The organism is Endozoicomonas sp. GU-1 (assembly GCF_027366395.1).
GTDB lineage: Bacteria > Pseudomonadota > Gammaproteobacteria > Pseudomonadales > Endozoicomonadaceae > Endozoicomonas.
Genome location: NZ_CP114771.1, coordinates 1305275 through 1318624 on the forward strand (window position 1 = coordinate 1305275; position 13350 = coordinate 1318624).

Genomic DNA, 13350 nt, shown 5'->3' on the forward strand with positions numbered 1-13350 from the left:
TGCTGACTTGATAATCAAACGAAGTTGCCGGTTTACCACTTCTTAATAATAATCTGAGTAACATCACCCTTGATCTACAAGGATTATTATCTTCGAGTCGGAAAAAGACTGGTCATCCTGTAAATTAACTGAAAATTTATGAGATTATATTATGCAGCCAGTAAACTCCCTAACCAAACTAGCTGAGCCTTCTAATTATTCAATGGCTGGAGAGAGCTCAGATAATAAGCGCTCAGATAATAACAGCCCAACAAATAAATACATTAATTACAGCTCACCTGAAAGATCAGGTAAAAACACACAAAAAACTCTAGCCGAGCATGAGACAATTACTGTTATTGATCCTAAGGTTACTCACGATCCTGAACCAAACGTTTCAGCTTCTTTGCTACCATCTGCATCATATCCATCTTTAGGTGCTGAATCAGAAACAACCAGTTTTGATGCTAAATCAGAAGCTATCGTCATGGATATTATCAGAGAAATGAAGTCAAAAATTTCGGCTGATATTTCTCTCCCGGATGGCTGGAAAATAATGCCAGAGAAAACACCATGCAGCGACCTTATTGAAGGATTAGTAATTGACAATACTGGAATGCCTCGAATTCAATACAGTGGAAAAACAGCCATTCATGATGCTTACTTAATTGCACGCCAACTAAATTACGAGAACTCTTTACAAAAACGGACTGAAATTCAATCTGCTGAATTAATTAAAGAACAGCAATTGGCAGCTTATAGTCAGCTAAAAGAACTGATGGGCGCAGAAGTTTTTAAGTGTTTTGCCGTCCAGCTTGATAACATATTATATAATGGTATGGCTCATCTGGGTTATGGATCACGTCTTTTTGCACAAGTTGACACAGTCTTAAACTGGTACGATACAGAACAAAACAAATCAAATGTTGAACAATTTTTGCATGGTGAATTTAAAGGAACGAAAGCAGCTATTAAACTTGAGCAATTCATCGAAATGTTCGTTATCCATGAGGATTTAGATTTAATAACAAGTCTTTGTACAGAACAAGATATTGGAATTTCCAACGCAATGTTCAGACCAATTCAAAATCAAGGCGACATTTATCAGCAATGGAAGCAAATAAGAGACAATTCACAATCTCATCAACACGTTACACAAAATGCACCTCTAACAAGATACCACTCAAAGGAGCGTATTTGTACAAGAGAAGATATTAGACTTGCCGAAGCAAGGACTGGATTAAATCCAAATCAAGAAAACATTTATGAGCAACGGAAGCAAAGAAGAAACAATCCACAATCTGATCAACACGATACACAATCTGATCAACACGATACACAAGGTGAATATTATGCAAGATTCCGCGCAAAGGAGTGTATTATATTCTAGGGATGATCTGAACTAACCGAACTTAATACGTACTATCTATCTGATTCGATAGTTTTAGATTTCTTGGCAAAACGCTAGAAAAGATAAATGGCGGTGAGGGAGGGATTCGAACCCTCGATACGGCTACAAACCGTATACTCCCTTAGCAGGGGAGCGCCTTCAGCCTCTCGGCCACCTCACCGTTTTAATATGGCGCGCTCGGGAGGATTCGAACCTCCGACCGCCTGGTTCGTAGCCAGGTACTCTATCCAGCTGAGCTACGAGCGCGTTGTTTGAAGCGACGTGAAAGATATTTGAATCAATTCAATCCGTCAATCACTTTTGTTGACTTGGCGCGCTCGGGAGGATTCGAACCTCCGACCGCCTGGTTCGTAGCCAGGTACTCTATCCAGCTGAGCTACGAGCGCCCTGCGTCAACGGAGGCAAACTATAGAGATTTCATTGGGTTGAGTCAAATACGGTTTTTACGGATCTGTTCATATCTCACTGTTTCCTGAACTTTGTAATGTAATCGTTGTCATAAGAGTCAGGGTATCAAGCTGCCTCCGTACTGCCTTGTTTTTTTTATTCAAAAACATCAGATGAATACGTTGGAATGAAAAAAACGATTTCTCCACCAAATACACAATCTGGTCTTGAGAAACCCAATTATGGACAATTTAGCTTCCACGCCCGGTATATCACTTCCTTCCTCAGTGCCTCTCAAGCACCCTAATTTAAGGGATGTGAGCATTTGTCCATCCTGTCAGGAGTCTTGTTTTCAGGGCAGAAAAGTCAATCTGGTGCAAAGAAGGCCTGAGCATGGAACGATTCCAGAAGATCCCGCACAATGCCCGGTATGCAAGAAAGCCGTTGATTCACGAAATCTTTCTCCTGCTACCCTGGCCAATGAAATTTCCAAACTCCGGGAAAACCAATGCCATGACCTGAGAGTCGCCCTGAGCATAGACGATCACATGGCGGCCACAGTAATTCGGGACCTGATGGATAAAGGTGCCATTTTGCCTCTTGAAGAGCGGTCCCGGGCCTTGAAAGAAGCTCTAGGGATTACTGACTATGAGGCGTCTTGTTACCAATGCATGAAGCATATTGCCCTGCAGATTTTGCCCTATTCACTTACAAAGCCAATGGGTATGTACCCGGTTATGCCCAGACATGCCACCGCCTTATGGCAAATGGGTGTCAGCCTCTCGCCGGAAGAACTGCATCAGGCTCTGATCGTTTTACTGCAATCAATTGAAAGTGATGACGGCGATCCAAGCAACCATCGTCGTCTGATTCAGGAAGACCATATCAAATTACTGGTTCAGATCGCAGAGACCATTCCCAGTGAACAGTTGTCCGGGATCATGCAACCAATATTCAATTCTGAAGATGAAGTCAGTATGGGATATATCACGCTCTTGCAGGGAATAGCTTCCGCCCCATCCTCCCATCGGCTGCTTGATGCCGCTTGCAATGATCTGGACATGGAACAAAAGTCCATTATTATGAGAATCACCCTGACGCTCAACAGTGATGAAGGCAGCAAGCTCTTTCGCTCCCTGAAAAACAGAAATGGCTCCCTGACACCAGAAGAACTGCCCAAAGCCCTGAAGGAAGTCCTGGGGAGAAACAGTTCCTGCTCTGACACCCTTTACGATTGCGTTATTGACTATGCTAACGACCTGTTTGATCTGGGTGCCCGTCTGGACCAGCTTGAGTGGGAAGAGGCGATGCACAAAGCAAACGAGCTAAAATACAATCGGGATAAGATGATGGGTGATCTTCACATCGCCTTCCTGAAACGCGACGAGACAGCGTTCAGATTGTGGGGGATCAACTCAAATGGATGCTCTGCTGGATTAATTCCCCCACCAGTGCGCTATCAGCTTTGACCTTTGAACAAATCTGAATCTTCGATCAGGTGCCTGTTTGCCTCAGTAATTATTTGAAAAGTCTTGTTACTCTCATCAACGTTTCCAGGGTTTTTATCAGGATGAAACCTTAGTGCCAGCTTCCGGTAGGCTTTTTTTACATCATTCAGGCTGGCACCTTCCGACAACCCCAATGCATTAAGTGACTGTCGATTCTTTTGGACCATCTGCTCGGCAGAGAGTTTGCGCGGGGCACCTTTTGGGTGAATTTTCCCGACCGACTGGCGCAGATAATCTACGTTGCCATCGGACTCTCTGATCAGGTTATCCACTACTGCCCGAGCTTCCTCCGGGGAAAAGCCTTTTTTCTCAATTTGTTCAATCATCCAGGGGCGCAGTGTGTTGGCATTTTTATCACTTTGGGCATGAGGAGCATCAGAAACCCACTGCTGAAACCGGTTCAGGTCTGAGCCAGCGATGTTCAGCGCATTAACAATGGCTTCATGGGACCGGTCCGGGCGGTAGCCTTTGGCGGTGAATTGCCCCATTGCCCATTGATAATTTTGCCGCTGCAGTTCTCGAAAGGCAGACTGTGGGGTCAATGGCGTGGTGTTAACCATGATTTCCACCGAGCGATAATCATAGCCGCACTGGTTTAACACCCGTTCTGCCATCACCCTGGCAACAGAGGGGGCATAACCTTTGCCCTGAAATTGGTGGGTAGCCCAGTTAAACCACTGCAGCCGAAGAATCGCTGTACTGGCTGGCGGGTTAATCACGCCACTCTTGTTGACTGGCTGGAAAACCACGCCATTTATCACGTAGCCAGCTATTTTTTTGTTACGGTATTGTTTGGGAAGAAGATCCCTTTTAGGAACCGGATCCGCTTTACTGACTTTTCGTCCGAACTTTTTCCCGGATGCCGTCTCCTGACCCTGGGGTTTACCTTCCAGATGGTAAACACTATGTAGCCCGCCAATGCCATTCATGCCATCCATCAATTGTTTCCTTTTCCCAGTGATATTTAGTCAGGTTATCGGAGCAACGGTTGGCAGTTTTAATTCAGGCAGCCTTTCGGAAGGCTGCCCACAGGCAAGGACCACAGTGGGTTCCGGAAACAAAACACAACGCCAGCATTAAGTACGACAGACTCCTGAGTTGCCCACTTTATTATTCGCTGTTGCCACATCTTTACCCATCATCATTTCAGGTGTTGCCCGGTAAAACAGCGTGACACTGAGGGCAAACGTCAGCAGTTCGGCTACCGGCAGGGCAAGAAAGGCACCTTCAAGCCCCAGAGTTTTCCAGAATAGAATGATCAGCACCAATGGCAATACCAGAGAGCGACTGATAGCAATCAGGGCCGACTGGGTAGCCGCATGCATACCGGTAAAATAGCCGGACAGGGTAATGTTGATACCGTTAAACAGAAATGCCGGCCAGATGACGGCAATGATCGACATGGTCAGCGCCAGCGTGGCCACTTCGTCACTCTGAATAAAGACACTGGCCAGCTCCTCAGGATAAATCAGCAGAGCCATCGCAAAGGTAATACCCACCATAATGGCAAGACCAACAGCCAGTCTCACAAAGCTGACAATACGCTCTGGCTTTCTGGCACCGAAGTTAACGCTGACAAGAGGCCCCAGGGCTTCAGCAGTGCCGTATGCCACCATGATGCTGAGCCACAGGATATAATTGACAATGGTAAAGGCGGCAACGCCGGTAGTGCCTGCTTCAATAATCAGAATCCAGTTAATAACGAACATGAGCAGTCCACCGGACATCTCATTTATAAACTCGGAAAAGCCATTGTAAGCAGCCCGGAACAACTCAGACCAGGAACCATAGGGTTTAATCAACCGAATGCGGGCCTGCCTGCCAAAGAAACGTACCATCAGAAACGCAGTACCCAGCGTATAAGCGATACCACTGGCAAATGCTGCGCCACTGACACCCCAGCCCCACATTTTGATAAACAACGCATCCAGTACAATGTTCGTAAAGGCGGTAAGCACCAGCCCGGCCAGGGCATAATTTGGCGCATCATCAACCCGGGCAAAATACGATAAGGTATAAGCCAGCCCCATGAACAACATAAAAGGCGAGATTATACGGATATATTCCGTGGTCAAAGGCAGTGCTTCCTCGTCGGCTCCCACAAAAGCCGCGATATCCCCAGCGAAAAAGTGTGCCAGGCTGGACACTGTGAGGGCAAAGATAACAATCACCGTCAGGGATTTGGTAAAAATATTGGACGCCCTGCGTGTATCTCCCCCCCCCCCCAGGGCTTTACCGGCAACCACCGCACCACCTACCAGCATCATGACACACAGGCCAAAGAACACCGAATACAGTGGTACCACCAGGTTAACCGCGGCCAGGGCTGTTGCCCCCACGTAATTCCAGACAAAGATACCATCAACAATACCCGCTGAAGACAGCGCTACCAGACCCAGTATGGATGGCACCACAAAACGGAAAAAATCCACCGTGGTGCAACCGGAAGTCATCGTTTCATCAGTAGTGTGAACTGACATAGGCGTTTCCTTATTGCGGCATTAGATTAACCCGCAATGCTTTGGTTCCTTTGGTTGATCAATATGAACACTTGTTCAAATTGGACGCATGTTCAATTCTTTTTTATGCTATGTCAACCAGTAGTTATATCGGACAAATGCAGTCTATGAGTTACCTGCCAAAGGATGAAAAACGCAAAGCTATTCTGGAGGCCACCCTCTCCCTGGTGGTGTCCTGTGGCTTTGCCGGCATAACTGCCCGCAAGGTTGCCGCCGAAATGGGTGCCGCTACGGGAACCATTCACCATCACTTTTCGTCGCTGGATGAGTTGAAAACCGAAGTAATCCGTTATGCCATATCATCATCCGTTGACTCCGACCTGGAGGCCATTAAGGGATTACCACCCTACGAAGCCCTGCAGCAGATGTTACTGCCATCAAACTTCCCGGACCGTGAGTTTGAAAACCGGGTGTGGCTCAGTGCTGCCGATGAAATGTGGCGCAATGAACAGCTGAAAACGGTCTATTGTGAGTCCATGATCAGCCTGACAGACCTGATTGAAGGTGTGATTACCCTCGGCCAACAACAAGGATTGTTTGATCCAGCCCTGGATAGTCGGCAATGCGCCTGGAAGTTAATGGCCACCAGCTTCACACTGTCCAATTATTCCTACCTTGGTGATAGCAGCCTCAATCTTACGGCCATCGATGAGTTGGTGATCAACGATATCCGGCTGACACTGGGCATAAAAGATTCCGGAAAAACCCAGCGAGCCCGCTTATAAATCAACATCCGTCATCGTGTTGTTTTTTAATAGTCACACTGTCGCCCGGCGTGTAAGGGCCGGAACCTTTTTCAGGGTGATTGCTCTAAGGACCCTGAAACATATTCGGACTGATGGTAATTATCATGCAACCACTTAATGCCAGGGGTTATCCTGGCTTGCTACCAACCGGTGCTGCTGAAAACTCACCGGCGTCAAAGGCATTAGTCGACACTGCTTTATCGGCTTGTGCAAAACAGATTCCCCAAGCTTTGGCCCCGGCGATCAGACAACATCCGATGGCAATGGATTACCACCGCCCAATGGTCGCAAACGGTCTGTGGCAGTGCAGTTGGGAGTCAGGACCGAGGGTCTTGCTGTTACCGACGACAACCGTTGTGTGAGTGCATACTCTGCCAACGCTGCCAGCAGACTCCCACTGAATTGTGCCGTTGAGTCCGGGGATATCAGGATGGTGGCGTGGCCACTGCAAAATGGTACAGAGGTTGATGGCAGCGACGAAAAATTGCTCAAGCGACCTGCCTGCCAGTTCCCCACCAGCCAGGAGCTTACTCCATTGAGCCGGGCTGCCATATACGGGTTACCTGACATAGCGAGGTTGCTGTTGGAGTCCGGGGCACCTGTTGACCACTGCGATGCCAAGGGCCTACCCCCACTGGCTATGGCTGCCGGCCGGGGTAACATCAAAGTAATGCAGCTGTTGCTGGATTACCGGGCAAACGTTAACGGCAATACCATCGGCTTACGGACTCCCGTGACCCAGGCTGCCAGGTGGGGACAGGTGAAAGCGATAAGCCTGTTGCTGGAACATGGCGCAGATATTCACAACCGTGCCCGCGGAGAGGCAACGCCTCTGACTCAGGCGGCAAAGTACGGGCGGGTTGGGGCGATAAGCCTGCTACTGAGCAGGGGAGCCGACGCTAATAGCCAAGCTTCCGGATTCAGGACACCTCTGTGGAAGGCTGCGGCCAGGGGACATACTGAGAGTGCCCGGCTACTGCTGAGTCATGGAGCCAACATTAACAGCTGTGAAAATAATAGCTATTACCAGTGGAATCCTCTGAGTGAAGCGGTCAGGAATGGGCATATTGAGCTTGTCAAGCTGTTGTTGGAACATGGCGCGCAGTGGAAAGATTCGAACCGGTTAGGTCTGCTGAACCTGGCCGTTGAAAAAGCCTGCATCGAGATCGTGAGATTACTGTTGCAGCATCATGCAGATGACGTAAGCCGCTTTAAACACTGCATATTTTCACCACTGTCAGTGGCCGTCGACAGGTCGGATTTTGAGGTAGTGAAACTTCTGTTGCAAGCGGGCGCTAATCCTGATGGCTATGCCTTTGATATCTGGAACCTCCCTCCGCTGGCTCTTGCGGCCCGATCCGGGCACATTAAATTAGTTAAACTGCTGTTGCAATCGGGTGCCGATATTCACGGCAATAAAGTTGGGGAGTATACGCCCCTGACCCAGGCGGCCGCAGCAGGACATTACCGGGTGGTGCGGTTTTTGTTGCATCATAAAGCAGATGTTCATAGCCGTGACTGTAAAAAAGGTACCCCCCTGTTTTGGGCCAACAAACACGGGTTTTGTGAAATTGCTTTTGAACTGCTCTACCACGGCGGCTGTCCTCAAAGAAGCCTGGCACCGGATGTTATCCAGAAAGTCACTGAAAAATTTGGCGGCAGCTTTCTGGAAACACCTCTCAGTCTAAAAGTTCTGTGCAGGAGGAGGCTGATTGAGGTGTTTGATAAACAAACAATGTCTTCTTTCGATTTGCCTTATTTGTTGAAAAATGAACTTCTGAATGAAAAAATTTTCCCCTGAAGCCCTGCCAGGAATGGCAGGGCGGTGATTCCTGCACCCTTGCTCAGGCACCCCTGGTAACTGCTCCTGCATCCATGCAGCGTTACAACTACGTTTACCAATAAGCGGCTGTATTAAATCTACTCTTTGCAAATAGGCTTATTTAATCTCCAGCACCTGCTCTTCGATCTTCTTTTTCCAGATCTGCGGACCAGTGTTGTGTACCGATTCGCCACGGCAGTCTACCGCTACGGTCACCGGCATATCTTCCACTTCAAATTCGTAGATCGCTTCCATTCCCAGTTCAGGGAAGGCCAGCACTTCCGCCTTTTTCACCGCCTGGGAGACCAGGTAGGCGGCACCACCGACGGCGATCAGGTAAACAGACTCATTATCCCTGATAGCCTCAATGGCTGCCGGGCCGCGCTCTGCCTTACCGATCATACCGGCAAGCCCGGTGCTCTCCAGCATGGTGCGGGTAAACTTATCCATACGGGTTGAGGTGGTTGGGCCAGCCGGGCCAACGGCTTCATCACGCACAGGGTCAACGGGGCCTACGTAATAGATAAAGCGCCCTTTCAGATCAACCGGCAGCTCTTCCCCTTTGGAGATCATATCTACCATGCGCTTATGGGCGGCATCCCGACCGGTGAGAATCTTGCCAGACAGCAGCACAGTATCGCCTGGCTGCCAGCTTTTGATGTCATCATGGCTCAGGTTGTCGACATTGACCTTGCGCACCCCTTCGCCCATATCCAGGCTGACTTCCGGGTAGTCATCAATATTCGGTGCTTTCTGATATACCGGACCACTGCCGTTCAAGGTAAAGTGGGCATGGCGAGTGGCGGCACAGTTGGGAATCATGGCCACAGGCAGAGAGGCGGCGTGGGTGGGGTAATCCTTGATCTTGATATCCAGCACGGTGGTCAAACCACCCAGCCCCTGGGCACCGATGCCCAGCTTGTTCACTTCATCCATAATCTCCAGACGCAGTTCTTCCACCCGGTTCTGTGGACCACGGGCACGGAGTTCATGAATGTCGATGGGTTCCATCAAGGCTTCTTTGGCCATCAGCATGGCTTTTTCAGCGGTGCCGCCAATACCGATACCCAACATGCCCGGAGGACACCAGCCAGCCCCCATGGTCGGTACCGTCTTTTTCACCCACTCAACAATGCTGTCGGATGGGTTGAGCATGACCATTTTGGATTTGTTTTCAGAGCCACCACCTTTGGCAGCCAGTTCCACCTCAACGGTGTCTCCCGGCACCAGGGTCATATGGATAACCGCTGGCGTGTTGTCTCTGGTATTTTTGCGGGCACCGGCAGGATCGGCCAGGACGGAAGCACGGAGCACGTTGTCCGGATGGGTATAGGCCCGGCGAACGCCTTCGTTGATCAGGTCTTCAATGGAGCGGTCAGTATCAAAACGTACGTTCATACCCACACGGACAAAAACAGTAACGATACCGGTATCCTGGCAGATAGGACGCTTACCCATGGCGCACATTCTGGAGTTCACCAGAATCTGGGCCATGGCATCTTTCGCCGCCCTGGATTCTTCTTTCTGGTAGGCCTGATAAACCGCATCAATAAAATCAATGGGATGATAGTAGGAAATAAACTGCAGTGCGTCCGCCACACTCAGAATTAAGTCATCTTCCCGAATCACAACATTCATTGGTTTTCACCCCTTGTTCTACGATTTTATTCCGCAATCCGACCTTGCCGATTTGAACCTGTGCAATAAACTGAGAGCATTATGCCCATTTGCACAGTTTTAACGGCAGGCAAACCTCATCTTATTTTGACGGGGATTATACCAACGCCAAAAGCTAATAACATTGATTAACCGCAGGAGAGGTAAAGTTTTCTCAAAAAGCGTCGCTACGGACGCTTAAGTCCGACAGGCTCCTTGTACATGGTTTCAATGAGTTTGACGTGTACGATCTCCGTTCACCCTGAGCGGAGTCGAAGGGTGCTTGGCACGATCTATCAGAGTCCGGAGTTTCCGCCTTTAGGCCCTATGGGTCCTTCGATGCTTCGACAAGCTCAGCACTCAGGACGAACGGAGTGCGGAGGCACGACAACCCGTCAAACTCATTGAAACCATGTACTATGAGTACAACTGGTATTATCGATTGCAGGTTGTAAACTTGCACACCAAATTCACTGTGCAACATATCAGGTTTTTTTCCGTGCCGAAGATTCAATTTCAGGGCAACAGTTACCCGATGGATGAGAACGAGAACCTTCTGGATGGATTACTGCGCCAGCATGCCAGGGCACCCTGGTCCTGCCGGGCCGGGGTCTGTCACTCCTGCATGCTTCGGGTGACAGCCGGGCCTGTACCGACAGAAGCCCAGTCGTTACTGACTGCTGAGCAAATCAAAAAAGGCTATATTCTCGCCTGTCAGACCAAAGTAACTGGTGATTTAAGCCTGGCACTGCCTACCCGGGATGAAGTGCCCGGCATTCTTACTGAGCTGACGTCACTCAGCTCAACGGAAGTCATCATCAAGTTATCCACCCGCCTGCCTTTCGAGGTTGCCATTGGCGAACATATTACCCTGGTATCCAATGAAGGCTTTGAAGCCACTTACCCGGTTACCGGCTTCAACGACGAGTCACAAACACTGGAGTGCATTATTGCTCGCTCCGCAGGGGGCAGCCCATTCAGTGCCTGGATTCACTCTGAGGCAAGAGCAGGCGACCGTCTGATGGTGATCAAGAATGGCTAAATTACTCTCTGACCGGTAACGCATCAAGGGTTTTGTCATGCCCCATCCTTTGTGGATCCACATAATTTCTTGAGAATATATCGCGGGACATACAGCCGGTTTCTGCATTAACCAAGCTGAAGGAAGGCTGACGCACCACCTCCTGAAAGGCGACCGATCCATCGGGCATAACCTCGGAGTGGGCAAGATAGGCATCCACCAGCCCATGGGTATAATCAATCCCTTCTGTCTCAAAGCCCTTCAATACCAGAACTTCACCAGTTTTACAGCCCAGCGCGATTTCATCACCGGTTGCCGTACTTTTAATAATGGCCGGATGGCGACTGCCCAGGGGGAACTGAATGCTGCCGTAGTAATAATGCTCACCGTTGTCCCGGTGTTCCACCAGCACATCCCAGAAAGCCATAACATTGATAAACTCCCGGCCTCTATGATCCTTGACGATATTATTGCCGTGTTCACCTTTATCCAGGTATGAGCCTGCCACCTTGAAGCGGCGGGTAATGGCCTGATCAAAGTTGATGATGCCGGGATCCTGTTCTGCTGCAATCTGATACGCCACAGGGCGGCTGGGTAGAATGTTGACAGCGGTCTCTTTGGATGGTTTTGCTTTATCTGATTCCTGTTGCACCAGGGCAGCTTCGTGCTTTTTCTTTTCAGCAAGGAGCTGTTCTTCGCCCTCTCCTTGCGGATGCGTTCCCGCTCTTCGTCCTTACGCTTTTTCTCCTGGGCTAAGGCTTCAACCTTCCCTCTTTTTTTCTTTTCAACCTGCGCTTTTTCGGCTTTGTTTTTTTCTTCAGCCTTGAGTTTTTCTTCTGCCAACTTCAGCTCTTCGGCTTTTGCTTTCTCTTCTCTGACCTTTTCCTCTGCTTTCCGCTTTTCTTCAGCCAGCCTCAACTCTTCGGCTTTTGCTTTCTCTTCTCTAGCCTTTTCCTCAGCTTTCTGCTTTTCTTCAGCCAGCTTCAACTCTTCTGCTTTTGCTTTCTCTTCTCTGGCTTTTTCCTCTGCTTTTCGCTTTTCTTCAGCCACTTTCAACTCATCGGCTTTGGCCTTTTCTTCCGTTTTTCGTTTTTCTTCAGCCAGTCTCAATGGTTCAGCTTTGGCTTTTTCTTCCTCTACCTTGCGTTTTTCTTCAGCCACTCTCAACGCTTCAGCTTTGGCTTTTTCTTCCTCTGCTTTCCGTTTTTCTTCAGCCATTCTCAACGCTTCGGCTTTGACCTTTTCCTCCGCTTTCCGCTTTTCTTCAGCCGCTCTCAACGCTTCGGCTTTGGCCTTTTCCTCTGCTTTTCGCTTTTCTTTAGCCAGTCTCAACTCTTCGGCTTTGGCTTTTCTCTTAGCCCTGCGCTGTTCCTCAGCCAACCTTAACTCTTCCGCTTTGGCTTTCTCTTCCGTTTCCCGTGCCAGCCTCTGCTCTTCAGCTTTCTTTCTGGCCTGCTCCCTTGCCTGACGGGCCTCATTTACCCGGGCCAATCTTGCCTGGTCCTTTTCTTTAACTACTGCTGACTTTGCGTCACTGACCTTGCTATTGTCCTTCTGTACACTCCCTGAACGCGGCCCCTGCTGCTCCCTCCCCTTATCGAGTTTTGTCGGCCTGACAACTTTTGCCTCCCGTGCTTTTGAATCTCTGGTAATGGCGGTGTTGACAGGCATTTGACGTACAACACCTGTCTCATTTTCCACCTCAGGTTTTAAGCCTCTTTGCTGCTCCGCTGTGACTACTGTCTGCTCAACCGGCACCACCACTTCCTGTGCCCTGGTTTCGGACTCATTGTTACCGACCAGTACCACCTCTTCATTCAGGTTCTTTTCTGCCAACCGGATATCCATAAACTTCAGAAAAGTTTCTGCCTGCACCGGGTCGGTAAGGTCAAGGGCGGCAACCTGGTTATAGAATTTAAAATCCCTGGATACACTGAGGTTTTGTGGATTGATATTCGCCCTTCTTTTTTGTTGGAGCTGGCCACCGGACTCCCCATCAGCCAGCACCGTATAGAGAGGTACACCATCGTCGCTGTCCTTATCGGAGGCTTCTGCCTTTTGCGCATGGGCGATGGTTGAGGAGGCGGCAATAATCACTGCAGCAGACAGAACGGTTATGGCTGACTTCACTGTTCTGCCAGCAAAACCTTTATCCGGATTTCCCATAAGACCTGCACCTTGAATATCATGTAAAGGGGACTTCGCCGTATAGCCTGAAAACAACTGAGCGGAGGGCTTCTGCAATAAGGTGGTATGAGCATAGACCATGAAAAAAAATCATCCATAAACCAGTGCAAGGGG

At 49.1% G+C, this 13350-nt stretch carries 10 protein-coding genes and 3 tRNA genes; 5 read left to right on the forward strand and 8 right to left on the reverse strand.

Going from position 1 to position 13350, the window contains the following annotated elements:
- Positions 1 to 151: 151 nt before the first annotated feature.
- The gene (locus tag O3276_RS05335) at positions 152 to 1369 is read left to right on the forward strand and encodes a hypothetical protein (protein WP_269674711.1); all 1218 of its coding nucleotides are present in this window, start codon (positions 152 to 154) and stop codon (positions 1367 to 1369) included.
- Between the two features lie 88 nt (positions 1370 to 1457).
- Here the strand turns inward: O3276_RS05335 and O3276_RS05340 are convergent.
- From O3276_RS05340 to O3276_RS05350, 3 genes are all read right to left on the reverse strand, one after another.
- Positions 1458 to 1550: transfer RNA gene (locus tag O3276_RS05340), tRNA-Ser, on the reverse strand.
- A 9-nt stretch (positions 1551 to 1559) separates the two neighbouring features.
- Positions 1560 to 1636: transfer RNA gene (locus O3276_RS05345), tRNA-Arg, on the reverse strand.
- 63 nt (positions 1637 to 1699) lie between these two features.
- Positions 1700 to 1776 (reverse strand) — tRNA-Arg (locus tag O3276_RS05350).
- A gap of 243 nt (positions 1777 to 2019) precedes the next feature.
- Between O3276_RS05350 and O3276_RS05355 the strand changes: the two genes are divergently transcribed.
- The gene (locus O3276_RS05355) at positions 2020 to 3246 is read left to right on the forward strand and encodes a hypothetical protein (RefSeq protein WP_269674712.1); all 1227 of its coding nucleotides are present in this window, start codon (positions 2020 to 2022) and stop codon (positions 3244 to 3246) included.
- On the opposite strand, the gene O3276_RS05360 is transcribed toward O3276_RS05355, so the two are convergent.
- Together O3276_RS05360 and O3276_RS05365 are read right to left on the reverse strand one after the other, a co-directional pair.
- A complete protein-coding gene (locus tag O3276_RS05360) occupies positions 3237 to 4223 on the reverse strand; it encodes a J domain-containing protein (protein WP_269674713.1) in 987 nt (328 codons plus the stop codon). The two genes, O3276_RS05355 and O3276_RS05360, sit on opposite strands and share 10 nt — an antisense overlap.
- Before the next feature lie 138 nt (positions 4224 to 4361).
- A complete protein-coding gene (locus O3276_RS05365; RefSeq protein ID WP_269674714.1) occupies positions 4362 to 5765 on the reverse strand; it encodes an MATE family efflux transporter in 1404 nt (467 codons plus the stop codon).
- Between the two features lie 146 nt (positions 5766 to 5911).
- Between O3276_RS05365 and O3276_RS05370 the strand changes: the two genes are divergently transcribed.
- Complete coding sequence (locus tag O3276_RS05370; protein ID WP_269674715.1) at positions 5912 to 6529, forward strand: TetR family transcriptional regulator; 618 nt, start codon at positions 5912 to 5914, stop codon at positions 6527 to 6529.
- 226 nt (positions 6530 to 6755) lie between these two features.
- A complete protein-coding gene (locus O3276_RS05375; protein WP_269674716.1) occupies positions 6756 to 8351 on the forward strand; it encodes an ankyrin repeat domain-containing protein in 1596 nt (531 codons plus the stop codon).
- A 138-nt stretch (positions 8352 to 8489) separates the two neighbouring features.
- On the opposite strand, the gene O3276_RS05380 is transcribed toward O3276_RS05375, so the two are convergent.
- Entirely contained in the window at positions 8490 to 10010 is a 1521-nt protein-coding gene (locus O3276_RS05380) for a fumarate hydratase (RefSeq protein WP_269674717.1), read from the reverse strand.
- A gap of 517 nt (positions 10011 to 10527) precedes the next feature.
- Here O3276_RS05380 and O3276_RS05385 point away from each other — a divergent pair.
- A complete protein-coding gene (locus O3276_RS05385) occupies positions 10528 to 11070 on the forward strand; it encodes a 2Fe-2S iron-sulfur cluster-binding protein (RefSeq protein WP_269674718.1) in 543 nt (180 codons plus the stop codon).
- Between the two features lies 1 nt (position 11071).
- Here the strand turns inward: O3276_RS05385 and O3276_RS05390 are convergent, their stop codons facing one another.
- Positions 11072 to 11314, reverse strand: coding sequence for a hypothetical protein (locus O3276_RS05390; protein ID WP_269674719.1), 243 nt, complete (start codon positions 11312 to 11314; stop codon positions 11072 to 11074).
- Complete coding sequence (locus tag O3276_RS05395; RefSeq protein WP_269674720.1) at positions 11311 to 13317, reverse strand: hypothetical protein; 2007 nt, start codon at positions 13315 to 13317, stop codon at positions 11311 to 11313. Before O3276_RS05395 ends, O3276_RS05390 begins: the two co-directional genes overlap by 4 nt.
- Between the last annotated feature and the right edge of the window lie 33 nt (positions 13318 to 13350).